The following is a 14,693-nucleotide window of genomic DNA, read 5'->3' as shown; positions in this document are numbered from 1 at the left end:
CCCAAGGGATGGGGAGAGCGGGAAAATGTGCGATCGCAATCGAGTTTAATGGGATGAAATTGCCCCTAACATGAGGGCGGCAACGCTCAAAGTGACGACTTGCAAAGCGATTGTGCCTGCTAACCAGAGAAAAGGTTTCCACGTATAATCCATAATTGACTCCTCCTCAACACCGTGAGGAATACTGACCTGCATGATCAACGAATTCTCCACCCATTGGGGTGATTTGATCTCGTTGGTTTGTGCGATCGTAATCACTGGGAATTTGGATGGCGATCGCAGGGCTGGCGGTTTCCCCATTTTGGGGATCGCTAGAGCACCTATCATACTTGTGATCCCCGTAGGCGATCGCCTGGACTGACGGGTAAAAAAATGGAGGGATTGTGATTTTCCTGATGCTCCATTTTTATGCAATTTCTGACTTTCAAAGCCTTTGGACTCTCCCTCACCATAACAAAATGTACTCACTAAGAGGATGGGAAGGCGCTTTCTTCCGGTAGAAAGCCCCTACAAACGACTCAATTTTAATCAATTGTGTCACTTTTGTAATCTAAGATCCAATCCCTGACAGCCTTTTCCTGAATTATCCCTCTATTCAAGGGATTCTCTGGAGGTTTATCCCCACCCCCCACTCAACCGTATCCCCGTATGACTCTCGTTTGTGATCAATTGTTTCAGCGGGGGATGTTCGACCAGTTTACCACAGAAGTTAAAGGGCTATCTGTTTTCTACTTTGACAGGACAAAACCCGTCTTCCCAGGGAAAACGGGTCCGTTGATTTTTCTGTAATTTCACTTCACAGAGGGATCACCAGCCATGTGCGATCCCCTCTCTACCGGAGGATAGATTTTTAGTGATGGTGGTGATGGTGATGGGTGTGAGGAGCCGCCACTAAGGGGGTTCCGGCTACCGCAGCGCGATCGCTGAGTAACTCTTCAATTAAAGGGTTCGCCCATTCTGCCACCATTTTCAAAAACTCTGGCTGTTCGTTCACACAGGGCATTTGAATATAACTGACATCCGAGTGCCGTTTTTCTAAATCATGGATAATATGATGCACATCCAGCAGGGTTTCATGATTTTCCGTGGCAAACCCGATCGGCATAAACACAACGGCTTTTGCTCCGAGTTGGATCAAGTTTTCGGCGGCGAGGGTGGCATTCGGCTGCGTCCATTCGATTAACGGGGTTTGGTGATTCAGCCAACCCACGGAAATCAGAGGATAGCGCTCAATCAGCTTATCCCGGACTGCATCATACAGGGCCTGACTTTCCGTAATTCCCGAAGTAAAGCCTTTGGCCTTGTGAGGACAACCGTGATTCATTAACACAATCCCGATTTGTGAGGCGAGATGTTCCCCTGTGAGTTCAGCGGCAATGGTTTGTTCGACCATTTGTGCCATCAAATTGATATAGGCGGGTTGGTTATAAAAAGAAGGGATATATCGCATATCCTTAACCCAATGTTCGCCATTGCCATCTTTGAGATTTTCTAAGGCTAAATTGACTTGTTCTACGGCAATACCGCTGGTAAAGATAGAATCGACTACTAACAGGGGATAAATCAGCAGTTTATCAAATCCTTCGGCTTTAATTTGGGTGAGAACCTGCTCGGGAAGATGCGGCGCACAAAAGTTAAAAGCTTTGAAGACTTTAATGCGATCGCCCCACTGATGTTGCAGCTCATGCTCGATTCCCTCACGCTGTTTCTCAAAAATGGCGTTGTGAGGGGAGATGAATTTGCCATGCTGATGACTCCACTCATGGAAATCAAAGATAGCGAGTAATTTGGCTAGGGGGGGGTAGATCCAGCTTGGAACGGGTGCGAACTTCGCCGTGAGCAGATTCAGTGCTTGTTCGTTATAGTTGGCGAAGTCGTCATAACTTTCGACTTCTCCATACCCCATCAATAAAACAGCGACGCGATCGCCGTGGGAATGACTGCTGCTGTTGATTTGGGTTGTTGCTTGTTGTTGTTCGGGACTTGCAACCACGTTTGACTCCTCAATATTCGAGTTAGGGTTCTGCGATCGGGTTCATGTTTCCGATTCCCTCTAGGGTAACATCCCCTCGGGGGGGAATGAGGGATGGGGTGGACCCAACCCCGGAACGGGGTTAGCAAGTCTGGGTAAAGATGAAAAAGCCCTCCCCCATGTATTGGAGTGGGGACGGGACAAGGATTTAGTGGCTGCCGGTTCGTTTAAAAGGCACAATAGTAGACGGAACCCAGATCCACGGACTCTAGGCGATCGGGTCTAGGAACCACTGCCTCAAAGCTGTGACCCTCAAAACTGGAACGCCAAAACACCAAGAGGGGAACGGCATTATTTTGGAATTGGAACGCACCAATGGGTTGAGGAATTCCCGGTTGAAAGCGTTGAGAAAAATCAATCGGTTTCTCGTAAGAACCCGGTATCGACAAAATTTCCACCGGGTTGGTGTAGAGAGCGGTTCCGGCATTGTCAGCAACTGTTAACATTGCCGTCTTCTCGCCGGTTTGTTCCAATACAATGATGGTTTCTCCCGCTTCCCAGGCGCGGATTTGCTTGGCATCGGGCGGATCTCGACGCAAGACTCCCTCGGGAATGCGCTCCAGGGGTAGGGTTTCTACGGTTAAGGCAGTAGCAGCATCTCCTTGAGAGGGAGGCAATACCCAAACTGCTCCTTCTGGGAAGGTTTGAGAGGCATTAAAGGTTGCCATTGGGGTGGGACTGTTGTCACAACCGTAGGGTTCATTTTGCCAGCGCCGCAAGGTCACTTCTTCGCGAATTCCCGGTGCGATCGCCACCAAAGGAGTTCCGGGATCAACTAACGACCACTGTTCAGAAAACATGGCAATTTGTGATTCCCCACTGGTTGGAGAAAAGGGAAACTTACTGACCCCATCTTGTTGCACTTTGGTCCCAAATCCTAGCCATCCCGGAAATTCTAAAAATCGCTGTTCCGGTAGATCTTTTTCGGCTTCTGGGATAGTTGGAGTGCTATTCTTCCCTGGGATTGTGCAGCTATTTAGTCCGGGTAAAAGGAGTAGAAGACTTAAAAGGGTTAGAGAAATTTGAGTTTTTGGCTTGGGGAGGGAAAGTTTTAAGGTATTCATGTCTTCTTTTAGTTAATCCAAGATATCCAGCCTAACCAATTCTTTACCAATTCTGCCAATTCTGCATATCCTGCGGATTGAGGATGTGCTCCATCATTAGCCGCCACTTCATTTATCCAGATGGGAGAGTTTTGAAGGGGGGTTAAAACATCTAAATAAGGGATGGACAGATTAAAGCAAATTTGCTCAAATTGGTTGGACAGCGCAGCCAGTCTCAAGTTGTCTTCGCGATCGCCAAGGGGAGGAGAACTCACCATTAACACCGGAAACAACAATTTCGCCTGTTCAAGGATCTGCCATGCATTGTTCAGGGAGTCCGGAAAGTCTATGCGAGTTTTTCCTTTTTCGAGGGTAATATCGTTTGCACCGAAAGAAAATAGGACTTTTCCGTTACAATCCGGGGGTAAGCGATGGGAAACTTCCGGCAGCCACCGCTTTAAAATATCCGCCGAGGTATCTCGTCGGACCCCGAGATTATAATAGGTAATTTCTTCTCCCGCTTGACAAGCTGCTGCAACAATTCTGCCGGTCCAGCCTAAGTATTGTGGGTCTCCGGTTCCGTTGATAAAGGAGTCACCGACAAAACATATCCGGCTTGCTGTCATATTTTGAACATATTATTGTTGAGAGAGTCGTTTCACACTTTCACCGCCGAGTAACTGATGAGCATCAGCTAAAAGTCCAGGGATTTTATCGGCGTGAGGACTGCGTGCTAGACAGGGGGTAAAATCTAAAGTTTCGCTGGCTTCGGCTTTTTCCCCAGGGAACCAATGGTTACCATTTCCAAGTAAATTATAGCGCATTTTGGCATATTCGACCATATCATAGGCGATCGCCAGATTTCTTAGCCATAAAATCTGGTAAATATTAATCGAATTGGGGGTTTCTTCCGGGGTGGGTAAGCCGATATGCCAGCTTTTTACCCAATCTTCTCCAAATCGGGCGATCGCCGCTTGTTCTAACCGCTCAATAATCGGGGGTAAAAGTTCCTCGGCTTTTTCTAAAAGTTCTAAACTTCTCAAATGTTCATCAAAATCTGTGGGTTTGGATGCACCAATACTCAATGTATGCACTTGGGGATGAGACAAGCAAAACAGGTTATTAAATACCATTGGACTTAGGGGTCGGCAGAGTTCTACTAATCTTTCCGGAGGACTGTAGAGGTTTCCCCCTTTATTAGAGGGACTAATAATAAATACCCCCATATCCTGTTGGGTTGCCGCTTCAATGGCAGGCCAGTTTCCCTGATTGATATAGTACCAATGTAAGTTTACATAATCAAAGCAATTGGTGTTAATTGCCTTGACAATTACGTCAGTTGGCGCATGAGTGGAAAACCCGACAAACCGAACTCTGCCTTGAGCTTGAAACTCTTTGACTACATCCAAACATCCCCCAGGACGAATGCTGTAGTCTAATAATTCAGGAGTATTAATTCCATGAATTCCCAATAAATCCACATAATCTAATTTTAAATTAGACAAAGATTGTTCCAAAGTTGCTCGAAATTTCTCCGGGTTTTCTGTCGGTTCTACTTTGGTTTGGACGATGAGTTGTTTTCGGGGTAAGTTGGGGAGAATTTCGCCCAGTTGGATTTCAGAGGTGCCGTATCCCCTGGCGGTTTCAATGTGATTAATCCCCACTTCCAGGGAACGCCGGATAATCGCTTCTACATTTTCTTGATTATTCGCGGGAATCGTGGATTGCGGTACATCCTGCCACTTGTACTGATATCTCATGCCGCCACAAGAAAATACCGGCATTTGCAATTCAGTTCGTCCAAAGCGTCGGTATTGCATGATCATAAATTTGAGCTGTAATTTAATAATTTAGATTGCATTTCATCGGAAGTTGTCATCAAAGCCCGGATTGGGAGTGTCTTGCTCACTATTATAGCAAGGGAGCAAGACGCTCCCACTCCCGGGTTGTGAATGATGCAATGGCTGTAAAATGCCTGAACCTGGATAGGCGATCGCCCAGTTTACAGTTCCCGAATCACAGTTTTACCATCTACCACTTCACCCACTAACACCACATCAGTGACCCCAACAAATAACCCATTTTCCAACACGCCGGGAATATTGTTGAGAGTCTTTTCTAATTCCGCTGGATTGTCAATGCTCTCAAATTTCACATCAATCACAAAATTCCCTTGATCCGTAATCACGGGTCCGGCTTTCTTCACCCCCATCCGCAATTCGGGTACTCCCCCTAACTTTTTAATTGCCGCCATCACCGGCGTCATTGCCATCGGCAATACTTCAACGGGTAATAAAAAGGTAGAACCCAATTTATCCACCAATTTAGAACTATCTACCACTACGATAAATATATCCGCTAGACAATCTACAATTTTCTCGCGAGTATGTGCTGCACCGCCGCCTTTAATCAGGTTTTTATGGGGATCAACTTCATCAGCACCATCAATAGCAATATCAATGCGATCGACTTCATCTAAAGTCGTTAAAGGAATACCAAACTGTTTCGCCAGCACTGATGCCTGAAACGAAGTCGGAATCCCTTTAATATCTTTTAAATCCCCATTTTTAAGCCGTTCCCCGAGGAACTCAATGGTATAAGCGGTGGTAGAACCCGTCCCTAATCCCACGATGGAACCAGATTTCACTCGTTGCGCGGCTGCCTTGCCGACTTCGCGTTTCATGGCATTTGCTGTACTCATCAGATCCACTCCTATGTTTGTCCCCTCTGGGACAGAACGACAGTTAAAATAAACTCCACTGTCAAATTTACCCTGTTCCTGTCCCCATCGCGCATTTTTTCCCGTCCTGATGACTGATCCAGTCCTGGGTGATATTATCAATGGGTGTCGATGTCTAAGGGATGGTGGCTCAAGTCACCCCTGGGTTCCGAACCTGTTTCCAATCGTTTCTCCCGCTGTAAACTTGGTATGAAAATTGCATTTATAGACACTTCCGATTGGGATTACCGGGTAGAAAGCGCCTATCAGATGCCAATGGGTGGTTCTCAATCTGCTTTATGTTATTTAGCGGAACAATTGGCACAACAGGGTCATGAGGTGTTTGTTTTTAATCAAACGTCTAACCCGGGGATTTCCCGGGGGGTAAACTGCTTAGCTTTTCCCTTAAATAGTATTTCGGAGACAGTGCGCCGATCGCTGGATGTAGCCATTATTTTAAATGTGGCAGGCAAAGGTATCCCACTCCGGCAATTCTTTGGGGATAAAATTCGCTTAATTTTGTGGACTCAACAGCTTCCTAACCTCAACGCAATGCAGCCGTTAGAAAATCCGGCGGAACGAGATGTTTATGATGGATTTGCCTTTGTTAGTGAGTGGCAGCGACATCAATTTGAAGTAGCTTTTAACATTAATTCCGCTCGCAGTGCAATTCTGAGGAATGCGATCGCCCCCGCCTTTCAAAACCTCTTTCCCCCCGATACTTCTATCCTCTCTCATAAACCTCATCCTCCCCTTCTCGCCTACACCAGCACTCCCTTCCGAGGATTAGATTTACTCTTATCTATTTTCCCAAAAATTCGCCAAGCGGTGCCCGGAACTATCCTCAAAGTTTTCTCCAGTAAAAAAGTCTACCAACTGCGGGAAGATATCGATGAATCCGTCTATGGTTCCCTCTATCAGCGCTGTCGAGAAATGGAAGGAGTAGAATATTTAGGGTCCGTTTCTCAACCGGAACTCGCTCACCAGTTGCGCTCTGTTTCTGTCTTAACCTATCCCAATACTTTCCAAGAAACCTCTTGTATTGCAGTGATGGAAGCAATGGCAAGTGGATGTCGGGTGGTGACGAGCAATTTAGCGGCACTCGCGGAAACAACAGCCGGTTTTTGTCCCTTAGTTTCGGTTGAGGATGTTCAGGGATTTTCAACCGTTAGGGATTGGCAATTTTCCTCAAGAACCGATTGGCAAAATTATGCGAGTCGGTTTGTTGAGACAACGGTGCAGGCGATCGCAGATTTGCAAGCGTTCAATGCTGAATCCCAACTCCAAAAACAGGTGGACTATATCCATCATTCCTGCACTTGGGAGGTGCGTGCCACTACCTGGATTGACTGGTTAAGTCACCTCTGTGGATTGAATACTCCCTCCGTTCCTCCAACCGCTGAAACCCTCACTCAACAAGCCGAACTTGCCTATCACCAAGGACAATTAAACCGGGCATTGACCCTCTGTCAACAATCCCTCAAACTCAATCCAACACTCACCCAAACCTATCAAATTTTAGGGGATACGTTCCAGGATGCGGGGAAACTCCTAGAAGCAAGTCGCGCCTATGCAACCGCTCTCAAACTGTTAGAAACGAGCAAGGTTGACAGTACCCAATGCCGCTTACTCCGGGACAAATTAGGGCAAATTCTGGATGAATTGGGCGATATTGAAGCGGCGATCGCCCTGAAGTCCGGTTCTGGGGGTTCTTAACTGGCCCTTGAGGTTTTACAAAACCTTGACAAGGACCTGAGAGCGTTTGTCGCTTCCTTAGACAACAAGGGTTGTGAAGCCTTTTCGTGAATCCCCTCAACGAACCGGAGCGATCGCCCATTGACACTCGACTTTACTGCCCAGCGCCAATAGGCGATCGCTCCGTTCACTCTTGAGAGATTATTCAGCCGTTGCCAGTTCCGTGTTGCCACGATTGCGACGACGAGTCAGGGCATTAAACACCATTTGCCCGATCGCCTTAATCAAGCTCCCTTCGAGTTCCTTAAACATATTCATGTTCAACCCGAAAGCATGATTGGCTTCATCCACAATGCGATCGGCATCCGCATCATCAATCGGCAAATTGTTCATCGCCGCCCGATACTGAGTTTTGAACGCCTTCTCATCAGAAATCTGCTCAAACTCATAAAAAGCAGTTCCATCACCCTCTAAATTCATCGCCCGTTGAGCAATTCCCTTGAGAATTTGACCCCCGGACAAATCGCCCAAATAACGGGTGTAGGAATGAGCCACCAACAGTTCTGGGGCCGTTTCCGACACTTCCCGGATCCGCTGAATATAGGCTTGAGCCGCCTCAGAAGGAGCCACCTGCTCGCGCCAGTTGCTGCCATAGTAGAAAGCTAAATCTTGCTCTAAACTTGCCTTGCGGTTCAGTTCAGGAAAGTAAATCTGAGACAGAATCGGGTGATTGCGATGCCGTTCCATCTCCTCTTCCATCGCCGAATAGACGAAGTAGAGATTCCGCACCAGAGTCCGATAAGAGCTTTTCTCAACCGTTCCTTTTAAAAAGCACTTGACAAAACCCACATTTTCGGCCATGCTGTGAGACTTTTTCGTGCCTTCACGCAGTTTTGTTGCTAAATTGCTACTCATTCGCTTCCTTAACTTTCCAACTTTAATAAAACAGCGGACCTATCGCCTTCGCAAGAGGCCATAAAAAATAACCTCTAAAGGGTTAGGTTAGACTGAATCGATGAGAATTTTTGTTAAGTTTTTTTAACTTAAGGATCCATCTATGGCCTGTCCGTCGCTTCAATCCGCCAGTGCAACTGCTACATTGCTTGTAGAAAAAGGGGTGTAGAGCGTTCAGTTCCTCTGAACTCACACCCTAAAGGGTGGAGCTACACAGACGAAGCCCGCCTGCGCGGGCTAAAAGAGAAAATAGAGAAAACGGACTTTTTACAACTGGATTAGGGATTAATACTCATTGCTCTTGAGACCGACTGATTATCTTTTCCCGCAGCTTCTGAAGTGCCGTTTCCCCATCAATCCCTTTACCTCGATCCAGGGAGTCGATGCCTGCTGTAATTTTTTCCTGCAATTGCGCTAACGTTTCCTGATAGCGCTTTTCTCGCTCCTCCAGCAACCGCAATGCTGCTTGCTCCTAATATAGCCAATCCTTACTCATGCCACAAGACTCCTTGAAATTATGCCATCAGGTAACATTTTAACTGCCATAGATGTCCTCAATCTACTGGGCAAAGGTATTGATAAAACTACCTTAGAAATCACTCTCACTGCTTCCGGTTGGACATCAACCCTAGCCCAAGGGGGTTCTAAAAGCGGTCAGGGAAACATCTGGACAAGTCCTGGACATCAATGCAGCGTTAGAATTATGAGCAAACCGGATGGTTCCTGTTATGCCAGAGTTTACAATGGCCCTGGAGGTGGTGCACCAGGCGAGCAACCTTTGAACGCATTCGGTAAACCGGGAACTAGAGGAGAAACCCATTTTTCGCTGATTCCTTAATTCTATCAATCATATTAATTAAAAAGAATTATGCAATTTCAAGAAGTTTGGCAACAATACGACTTTACGGAATCTGAATTACTGTCAATGGGTTGGCAGTTTCCTTATGATTATGTTTTGAATCTGAACTACTACTGGGAACTCAATGGTAGGGGTTCTGGTTCTGAAGTGGCATCGGTTGACCAACCCATGAAACTGGTTCTCTGTTCTTGCATTCGGCTGGATGTCCAAATCAACCCCAACCTAGAAACAGAGATTCAACCTCCCCAAACGTTGGGTACGATTGTGGGATGGGGTCAAGTTACGCCCTCTCCTTGGTTAGAAAACCTCTCTCTTCCTGCTTCCGACTGGACTCATTTGTTTTTTGAGATTGGTGGCAACAATAAAATTGAAGCGGTGATGCGATCGCTCTCCATTGATCAGTTAACCCAACCCGCTCTCGCCCCATTAGGTCGCTAACCCAATGCTAAAATAAAACAGGGCTTGATATTCACCCCCTTAATTATTGCTCTAACCCTTCAATTATGACCCAAACTTTACCCATAGAGCGGACTGTAAAAACCTTCAGACAACTGCAAACCCAATTTAATCTCCAGCGTAGTACCGATGACCAATTTTTCCCCGAGTGGTTAAACCTGGACAATACTCTGACTGAAGCAGAGCAACAAACCCTTGATAAAATTCAGCAAAAATACTTTTATCAACTCTCTGATGGTCAACTGGGAGAAGAAACGATTAAATTAATTGTGTTGTCCCCACTCCTGGATTTGGCAGGATTTTTTCAGCCTCCCTTTCGGTTTACCACGGAACCGACTGTGCAAATTACCGCTGAACGGGATGAGATAATTTATCGGGGTCGGATTGATGCGTTGGTTCTGTTGGAAAGGCTTTGGGTGGTGGTGATTGAATCTAAGGAAACCAGTTTTTCCTTAGAAATGGCTTTGCCGCAAACTTTAGCTTATATGCTGGCTCATCCCAATTCACAACGGCCAGTTTTTGGGATGGTAACCAATGGGGGAAATTTTATTTTTGTGAAACTGCAACATCAAGAATTTCCTCAATATGAATTATCGAGTGTGTTTTCCTTGTTGCCTCGGCGGAATCAACTCTATGAGGTGTTACAGATTCTCAAACGGTTGGGACAGATGGCGATCGAGCTTTAATCTGCACCCTCAAAAATGGGGATTATTTGGATCGGCACGAGATACGATGAGAACAGGTCGCATCTTTGCGCCTAATCCCAGATCGACTAGCCAGACTTCACCGGGTTTCGGATTCATCGATTAAATCTAATACCTCCTGTTCGACAAGGCGCGATCGCATGATATCCAGAAGGTTGCGATCGGCCATTTCTATAATCTCAGAAATGCTTTGACGTACTGCTTCCGCCACATCGGGTTCCCATTGGGTTAATTTGGCATTGAGGGTCTCTATCAGCGCGTCCATTGTTCCCTACCTTGGATTATGGGATTGCTTTTTGTTGTATGTTAAACCAGTTTAGGCGAGAGATTGTTCAGGCGATCGCCTCCCGAATCTGTTGCCTGTCTAAATTGGGGACTAAAAAATTCTGAACCCCTTGGACAGCACGGATCAATGCGATCGCTCGCTTTTATGGTTAAATCTTTACTACTGAGGGAGAGACGACGCAGGTCAGGTCTCTTTTCCTCGCCCTGCTGTTATTTCTGTTGATTGATTCTAACCCCCATGCCAAATATTCGCCGCCGTCCTCCCAATCCTGCTGTAGGCGTCAAGTCGATGCGCTATCAAATCCAGGTGCCTGATGCTGAACCTCGACATATTCTCGAAGAAATCGTTTGGCACAAAGAAGTGGAGGTGGAGGCACTGCGCGATCGCCAGCCTTTAGTAGAATTACAAAAACTCCTCCAGGGGGTCCCTGCACCGAAGGATTTTGTGGGGGCCTTGGTGTCCGCCGCCAAACAACCGGCGGCGATCGCGGAAATTAAAAAAGCCTCTCCCAGCAAAGGGGTCATTCGCGAAGACTTCGACCCGGTGGCGATCGCTCAATCTTACCAGAAAGGCGGCGCAGCCTGTCTCTCGGTCCTCACGGATAGTAAATTCTTTCAAGGCAGTTTTGACTACCTCAAAGCGGTCCGAGAAGCGGTCGATTTACCCTTGCTTTGTAAAGATTTTATCATCTATCCCTATCAGATTTATCTCGCCCGGGTTAATGGGGCTGATGCTATCTTGCTGATTGCCGCAATTCTCTCGGATAAAGACTTACAGTATTTTATTAAGATTGCCAAAACATTAGGAGTAACTCCCCTAATTGAAGTGCATACCCTAGAAGAATTGGACCGGGTTTTAGCCTTAGATGGGGTGACATTAATTGGGATTAATAATCGCAATCTCGAAAATTTTACTGTAGATTTAGCCACCACCTGTCAATTGCTGGAACAACGGCGCGATCGCCTGGAAAATATCCTAGTAGTCAGCGAATCCGGACTCCAGACCCCCGATGACCTCAAGCGGGTAGTTGATGCCGGTGCCAAAGCCGTGTTGATTGGGGAAGCCTTTATGAAACAACCCGACCCCGGGGAAGCCCTTGCCGCAATTTTTCCCAGTCATTGATTCCTGGGGGGCGATCGCCCTTCAGGGACCATCAGGTTCTATACTAAAACAATGCAATGTCTGATTCCCTAGGAATTGGATATCCATTTACGGGAGACCGCTGCGGCAATTTATGGAACCCATTCCTCTTCCTTCCCCTATTCACTATGAACTGCTGCTGCAACTGTTGGAACGGCAAACCCTCTATGCGGTTAATCAGAATCCCTCTGCTAGGGAACAGGTTCAACAACTGATTGTGACCCTCAGAAAAGCCCAAAGCCAACAGAAGCAGCTAGAGTCTAAGTTTCAGCGCGAAAATATCCCAATAGAACACCGCTGGTCCCTCAACGAAGTAGCCGCTGCTAAGACCCCAGGAAATTCGGCCCATCCTGAGTAATCAGAAGGTCTTGCATCGAATACCGTAAACCAGTAGAATTAAAGATTCGGGTGAAAGCGCATTCAGCAACAGCACTCGCCGGTACAGAGCCTTACCCGAGGCATTGATCGGAACTCCTCACACTTAAATTTAATTGTATTAGGACTAGATTCAATGGACGACAAGCTGATGCTAATGATTCCTGGCCCTACTCCGGTGCCAGAACAAGCATTGAGAGCCTTGGCAAAACATCCCATAGGCCACCGGAGCAAAGATTTTGAGGCAGTCATCGCCGAGGTGACGGAAAATTTGAAATGGCTGCACCAAACTCAAAGCGATGTCTTGATGCTTACGGCGTCGGGGACTGGCGCGATGGAAGCGGGAATCATTAACTTCCTGAGTCCAGGCGATCGCGTGATTGTGGGTAGCAATGGTAAATTTGGGGAACGCTGGGCCCAAGTTGCCAAAGCCTATAGCCTCACCGTAGACCCCATCACCGCTGACTGGGGACAAGCTTTGGACCCCGACCTATTCCGGCAAAAGCTGGAAGCGGATACGAACAAAGAAATTAAAGCCGTCATCGTCACCCACAGCGAAACCTCTACTGGGGTTGTCAATGATTTAGAAGCCATCAATCGTCACGTGAAAGCGCATGGTCAGGCTTTAATTATCGTTGATGCCGTCACCAGTTTAGGGGCGATGAATGTGCCGATCGACGCTTGGGGACTGGATGTGGTCGCCTCGGGGTCACAAAAAGGCTTTATGATTCCTCCGGGACTGGGCTTTGTGGCAGTCAGCGCCAAAGCATGGGAAGCCTACAAAACTGCTAAACTCCCGAAATTTTATCTGGATTTAGGCAAATACAAGAAAGCCACGGATAAAAATAGCAGTCCGTTTACTCCCCCAGTTAACCTGATTTTTGCCTTACAAGCCACCCTGCGGATGATGAAGCAGGAAGGGTTAGAAAATATCTTTAAGCGCCATGAACGGCAAATGAAGGCCACTCGTGCAGCAGCAACGGCAATGGGATTAAAACTCTATGCGCCGGATGATGCAGCAGCGCGATCGATTACCGCTGTGGCGACGTCTGATGCAGAACAAATTCGGGCTATTGTCAAGAAACGGTTTGATATCGTGATGGCAGGAGGACAAGACCACCTCAAGGGTGAAATCTTCCGAATTGGACATTTAGGATTTGTGAGCGATCGCGATATCCTAACCGCCATTGCTGCCTTAGAAGCCGCCTTGCAAGAACTCGGTAAGGCAACCCAAGTCGGTGCCGGTGTCGCCGCTGCCGCCAAAATTCTAGGGGAATCCTAACCCACCCCCACCCAACCCCTCCTCGTTCCCAGGCTCTGCCTGGGAATGCCCAATTGGAGGCTCTGCCTCCTGATACTCCTAGGCTCAGATAACAACTACATCTGTGCCGTGAGGGACTGGAGGCAGAGCCAAGTCACGAGGATTATGTGCATCCCAGGGATTCGCGAGTATCTACCCCGGTTTTTGAATTAACTCCACTAGCATTTTTACAGAGTTTGTTGATTTGATCCCCATCTAAAATGGCATCGGTGAAATCTGCACCTGTAATCTTCATATTTTTGACATTCGCACCGAGAAACAGCGCCTCAACTAACACCGCATCGGTAAAATCCGCATTGGTTAAGTTGGTCCATTCCAGCATGGAATTGGTCAAATTCGCCCCATGAAAATTCGCATCTTTCATCATGGAGAGGCTGAAAATGGCCCCCTCTGCCTGAACATTTGAGAAATTCGTAAATTGCAAATCCGCATTTGAGAACTCTGCGGTCCTTAAAAACTGCCCGGAAAAGTCTTTACCAGAAAGTTGGGCATTGCTATAGGACAGCGGGGGTGGATAGTATTTATAAGCTTGCGCTAATGCCGGTAAGGGCATGAATAAGAGGAAGAGTGCTAAAACAGTAGCAGCCAAATGTCGCCAGTTCATAACGGGGTTTTTTAAGGTTCTTGATTACACTAACCCAACTAGGTCTATAGCTTAGGGTACTGCATTTGGGGGCTAATTGCCCAAATTTGTGGTTACAATTTAAGTGGAAGTCACCCTGGAGACAGACTTATGCTCGGTTTTATCATTACTTGGTTAGTTGCGGCCATTTCTCTGCTGATTACGTCCTATGTTGTCCCTGGTATCTATGTCGATGGGTTTTCATCCGCTGCCCTAGCTGCGATTTTAATGGGATTGATTAATGCGATTGTCAAACCGATTCTGGTGCTTTTGACGTTGCCTTTAACGATTTTGACTTTGGGGTTATTTTTGTTGGTGATTAATGGCATCACTCTAGCCCTGGTGGGATATCTCACCCCAGGATTTGATGTCAATGGCTTTTTACCGGCTATCATTGGAGCAATTGTGCTGTCGTTGGTGTCGAGTGCGATCGGGCATCTGGTTAGAGAGGGAACGAATGCTTAAAAACCGAGGCCATTTAATTTAA

At 46.9% G+C, this 14,693-nt stretch carries 18 protein-coding genes; 8 read left to right on the top strand and 10 right to left on the bottom strand.

The window, feature by feature from the left end; all coding sequences use genetic code 11:
* Positions 1-45 precede the first annotated feature (45 nt).
* From NG792_RS22175 to rpiA, 6 genes are all read right to left on the bottom strand, one after another.
* Positions 46-468, bottom strand: a complete 423-nt coding sequence (locus NG792_RS22175) for a hypothetical protein (RefSeq protein ID WP_261199662.1) — start codon at positions 466-468, stop codon at positions 46-48.
* Between the two features lie 382 nt (positions 469-850).
* Entirely contained in the window at positions 851-1,993 is a 1,143-nt protein-coding gene (locus NG792_RS22170) for a ferrochelatase (RefSeq protein WP_261199663.1), read from the bottom strand.
* A 206-nt stretch (positions 1,994-2,199) separates the two neighbouring features.
* Positions 2,200-3,096: a hypothetical protein gene (locus tag NG792_RS22165; protein ID WP_261199665.1), complete on the bottom strand. Its 897-nt coding sequence runs from the start codon at positions 3,094-3,096 to the stop codon at positions 2,200-2,202.
* Positions 3,097-3,104: 8 nt separating this feature from the next.
* Complete coding sequence (locus NG792_RS22160; protein ID WP_261199666.1) at positions 3,105-3,701, bottom strand: GDSL-type esterase/lipase family protein; 597 nt, start codon at positions 3,699-3,701, stop codon at positions 3,105-3,107.
* 12 nt (positions 3,702-3,713) lie between these two features.
* Entirely contained in the window at positions 3,714-4,895 is a 1,182-nt protein-coding gene (locus tag NG792_RS22155) for an aldo/keto reductase (RefSeq protein WP_261199698.1), read from the bottom strand.
* Positions 4,896-5,077: 182 nt separating this feature from the next.
* Positions 5,078-5,776 (bottom strand): ribose-5-phosphate isomerase RpiA, encoded by a 699-nt coding sequence (rpiA, locus tag NG792_RS22150; protein WP_261199667.1) that lies wholly within the window; start codon positions 5,774-5,776, stop codon positions 5,078-5,080.
* A gap of 228 nt (positions 5,777-6,004) precedes the next feature.
* Here rpiA and NG792_RS22145 point away from each other — a divergent pair, with 228 nt between their 5' ends.
* Complete coding sequence (locus tag NG792_RS22145; RefSeq protein WP_261236805.1) at positions 6,005-7,510, top strand: glycosyltransferase; 1,506 nt, start codon at positions 6,005-6,007, stop codon at positions 7,508-7,510.
* Positions 7,511-7,690: 180 nt separating this feature from the next.
* Here NG792_RS22145 and NG792_RS22140 read toward each other — a convergent pair whose 3' ends face one another.
* Both NG792_RS22140 and NG792_RS22135 read right to left on the bottom strand, forming a co-directional pair.
* Complete coding sequence (locus NG792_RS22140) at positions 7,691-8,404, bottom strand: biliverdin-producing heme oxygenase (RefSeq protein WP_261199670.1); 714 nt, start codon at positions 8,402-8,404, stop codon at positions 7,691-7,693.
* Positions 8,405-8,735: 331 nt separating this feature from the next.
* Positions 8,736-8,903 (bottom strand): hypothetical protein, encoded by a 168-nt coding sequence (locus tag NG792_RS22135; protein WP_261236804.1) that lies wholly within the window; start codon positions 8,901-8,903, stop codon positions 8,736-8,738.
* Positions 8,904-8,960: 57 nt separating this feature from the next.
* Between NG792_RS22135 and NG792_RS22130 the strand changes: the two genes are divergently transcribed.
* The 3 genes from NG792_RS22130 (at position 8,961) to NG792_RS22120 (ending at position 10,444) form a co-directional block, all read left to right on the top strand.
* On the top strand, positions 8,961-9,281 hold the full coding sequence (locus NG792_RS22130) for a hypothetical protein (protein WP_261236803.1): 321 nt from the start codon (positions 8,961-8,963) through the stop codon (positions 9,279-9,281).
* A gap of 30 nt (positions 9,282-9,311) precedes the next feature.
* On the top strand, positions 9,312-9,740 hold the full coding sequence (locus tag NG792_RS22125) for a hypothetical protein (protein ID WP_261236802.1): 429 nt from the start codon (positions 9,312-9,314) through the stop codon (positions 9,738-9,740).
* A 65-nt stretch (positions 9,741-9,805) separates the two neighbouring features.
* Complete coding sequence (locus tag NG792_RS22120) at positions 9,806-10,444, top strand: type I restriction endonuclease (RefSeq protein WP_261236801.1); 639 nt, start codon at positions 9,806-9,808, stop codon at positions 10,442-10,444.
* Positions 10,445-10,541: 97 nt separating this feature from the next.
* On the opposite strand, the gene NG792_RS22115 is transcribed toward NG792_RS22120, so the two are convergent.
* Entirely contained in the window at positions 10,542-10,727 is a 186-nt protein-coding gene (locus NG792_RS22115) for a hypothetical protein (protein ID WP_261236800.1), read from the bottom strand.
* Positions 10,728-10,985: 258 nt separating this feature from the next.
* Here NG792_RS22115 and trpC point away from each other — a divergent pair, with 258 nt between their 5' ends.
* From trpC to NG792_RS22100, 3 genes are all read left to right on the top strand, one after another.
* Positions 10,986-11,870: an indole-3-glycerol phosphate synthase TrpC gene (trpC, locus tag NG792_RS22110; RefSeq protein WP_261199680.1), complete on the top strand. Its 885-nt coding sequence runs from the start codon at positions 10,986-10,988 to the stop codon at positions 11,868-11,870.
* Between the two features lie 112 nt (positions 11,871-11,982).
* On the top strand, positions 11,983-12,246 hold the full coding sequence (locus NG792_RS22105; protein ID WP_261199681.1) for a DUF5340 domain-containing protein: 264 nt from the start codon (positions 11,983-11,985) through the stop codon (positions 12,244-12,246).
* 153 nt (positions 12,247-12,399) lie between these two features.
* The gene (locus NG792_RS22100; protein ID WP_261236799.1) at positions 12,400-13,545 is read left to right on the top strand and encodes a pyridoxal-phosphate-dependent aminotransferase family protein; all 1,146 of its coding nucleotides are present in this window, start codon (positions 12,400-12,402) and stop codon (positions 13,543-13,545) included.
* 142 nt (positions 13,546-13,687) lie between these two features.
* Here NG792_RS22100 and NG792_RS22095 read toward each other — a convergent pair whose 3' ends face one another.
* On the bottom strand, positions 13,688-14,188 hold the full coding sequence (locus tag NG792_RS22095; RefSeq protein WP_261236798.1) for a pentapeptide repeat-containing protein: 501 nt from the start codon (positions 14,186-14,188) through the stop codon (positions 13,688-13,690).
* A gap of 129 nt (positions 14,189-14,317) precedes the next feature.
* Between NG792_RS22095 and NG792_RS22090 the strand changes: the two genes are divergently transcribed.
* Positions 14,318-14,671 carry a phage holin family protein gene (locus NG792_RS22090; RefSeq protein ID WP_261236797.1) on the top strand — a complete coding sequence of 118 codons (354 nt, stop codon included), beginning with the start codon at positions 14,318-14,320 and terminating at the stop codon, positions 14,669-14,671.
* Positions 14,672-14,693: the final 22 nt, after the last annotated feature.

The sequence above is a fragment of the Laspinema olomoucense D3b genome (genome assembly GCF_025370785.1).
In the GTDB taxonomy this organism is placed as follows: domain Bacteria; phylum Cyanobacteriota; class Cyanobacteriia; order Cyanobacteriales; family Laspinemataceae; genus Laspinema; species Laspinema olomoucense.
The sequence above is the reverse complement of the archived record's forward strand: the minus strand, read 5'-3'. Positions and strand labels throughout refer to the sequence as shown.

Excerpts from the sequence above, each read along its gene's own strand:
- NG792_RS22115 (WP_261236800.1), bottom strand. The coding sequence starts at position 10,727 with ATGGACGCGCTGATAGAGACCCTCAATGCCAAATTAACCCAATGGGAA.
- NG792_RS22100 (WP_261236799.1), top strand. The coding sequence starts at position 12,400 with ATGGACGACAAGCTGATGCTAATGATTCCTGGCCCTACTCCGGTGCCA.
- NG792_RS22095 (WP_261236798.1), bottom strand. The coding sequence starts at position 14,188 with ATGAACTGGCGACATTTGGCTGCTACTGTTTTAGCACTCTTCCTCTTA.
- NG792_RS22130 (WP_261236803.1), top strand. The coding sequence starts at position 8,961 with ATGCCATCAGGTAACATTTTAACTGCCATAGATGTCCTCAATCTACTG.
- NG792_RS22140 (WP_261199670.1), bottom strand. The coding sequence starts at position 8,404 with ATGAGTAGCAATTTAGCAACAAAACTGCGTGAAGGCACGAAAAAGTCT.
- NG792_RS22165 (WP_261199665.1), bottom strand. The coding sequence starts at position 3,096 with ATGAATACCTTAAAACTTTCCCTCCCCAAGCCAAAAACTCAAATTTCT.
- NG792_RS22120 (WP_261236801.1), top strand. The coding sequence starts at position 9,806 with ATGACCCAAACTTTACCCATAGAGCGGACTGTAAAAACCTTCAGACAA.
- NG792_RS22155 (WP_261199698.1), bottom strand. The coding sequence starts at position 4,895 with ATGCAATACCGACGCTTTGGACGAACTGAATTGCAAATGCCGGTATTT.
- NG792_RS22105 (WP_261199681.1), top strand. The coding sequence starts at position 11,983 with ATGGAACCCATTCCTCTTCCTTCCCCTATTCACTATGAACTGCTGCTG.
- rpiA (WP_261199667.1), bottom strand. The coding sequence starts at position 5,776 with ATGAGTACAGCAAATGCCATGAAACGCGAAGTCGGCAAGGCAGCCGCG.
- NG792_RS22145 (WP_261236805.1), top strand. The coding sequence starts at position 6,005 with ATGAAAATTGCATTTATAGACACTTCCGATTGGGATTACCGGGTAGAA.
- NG792_RS22160 (WP_261199666.1), bottom strand. The coding sequence starts at position 3,701 with ATGACAGCAAGCCGGATATGTTTTGTCGGTGACTCCTTTATCAACGGA.
- trpC (WP_261199680.1), top strand. The coding sequence starts at position 10,986 with ATGCCAAATATTCGCCGCCGTCCTCCCAATCCTGCTGTAGGCGTCAAG.
- NG792_RS22090 (WP_261236797.1), top strand. The coding sequence starts at position 14,318 with ATGCTCGGTTTTATCATTACTTGGTTAGTTGCGGCCATTTCTCTGCTG.
- NG792_RS22125 (WP_261236802.1), top strand. The coding sequence starts at position 9,312 with ATGCAATTTCAAGAAGTTTGGCAACAATACGACTTTACGGAATCTGAA.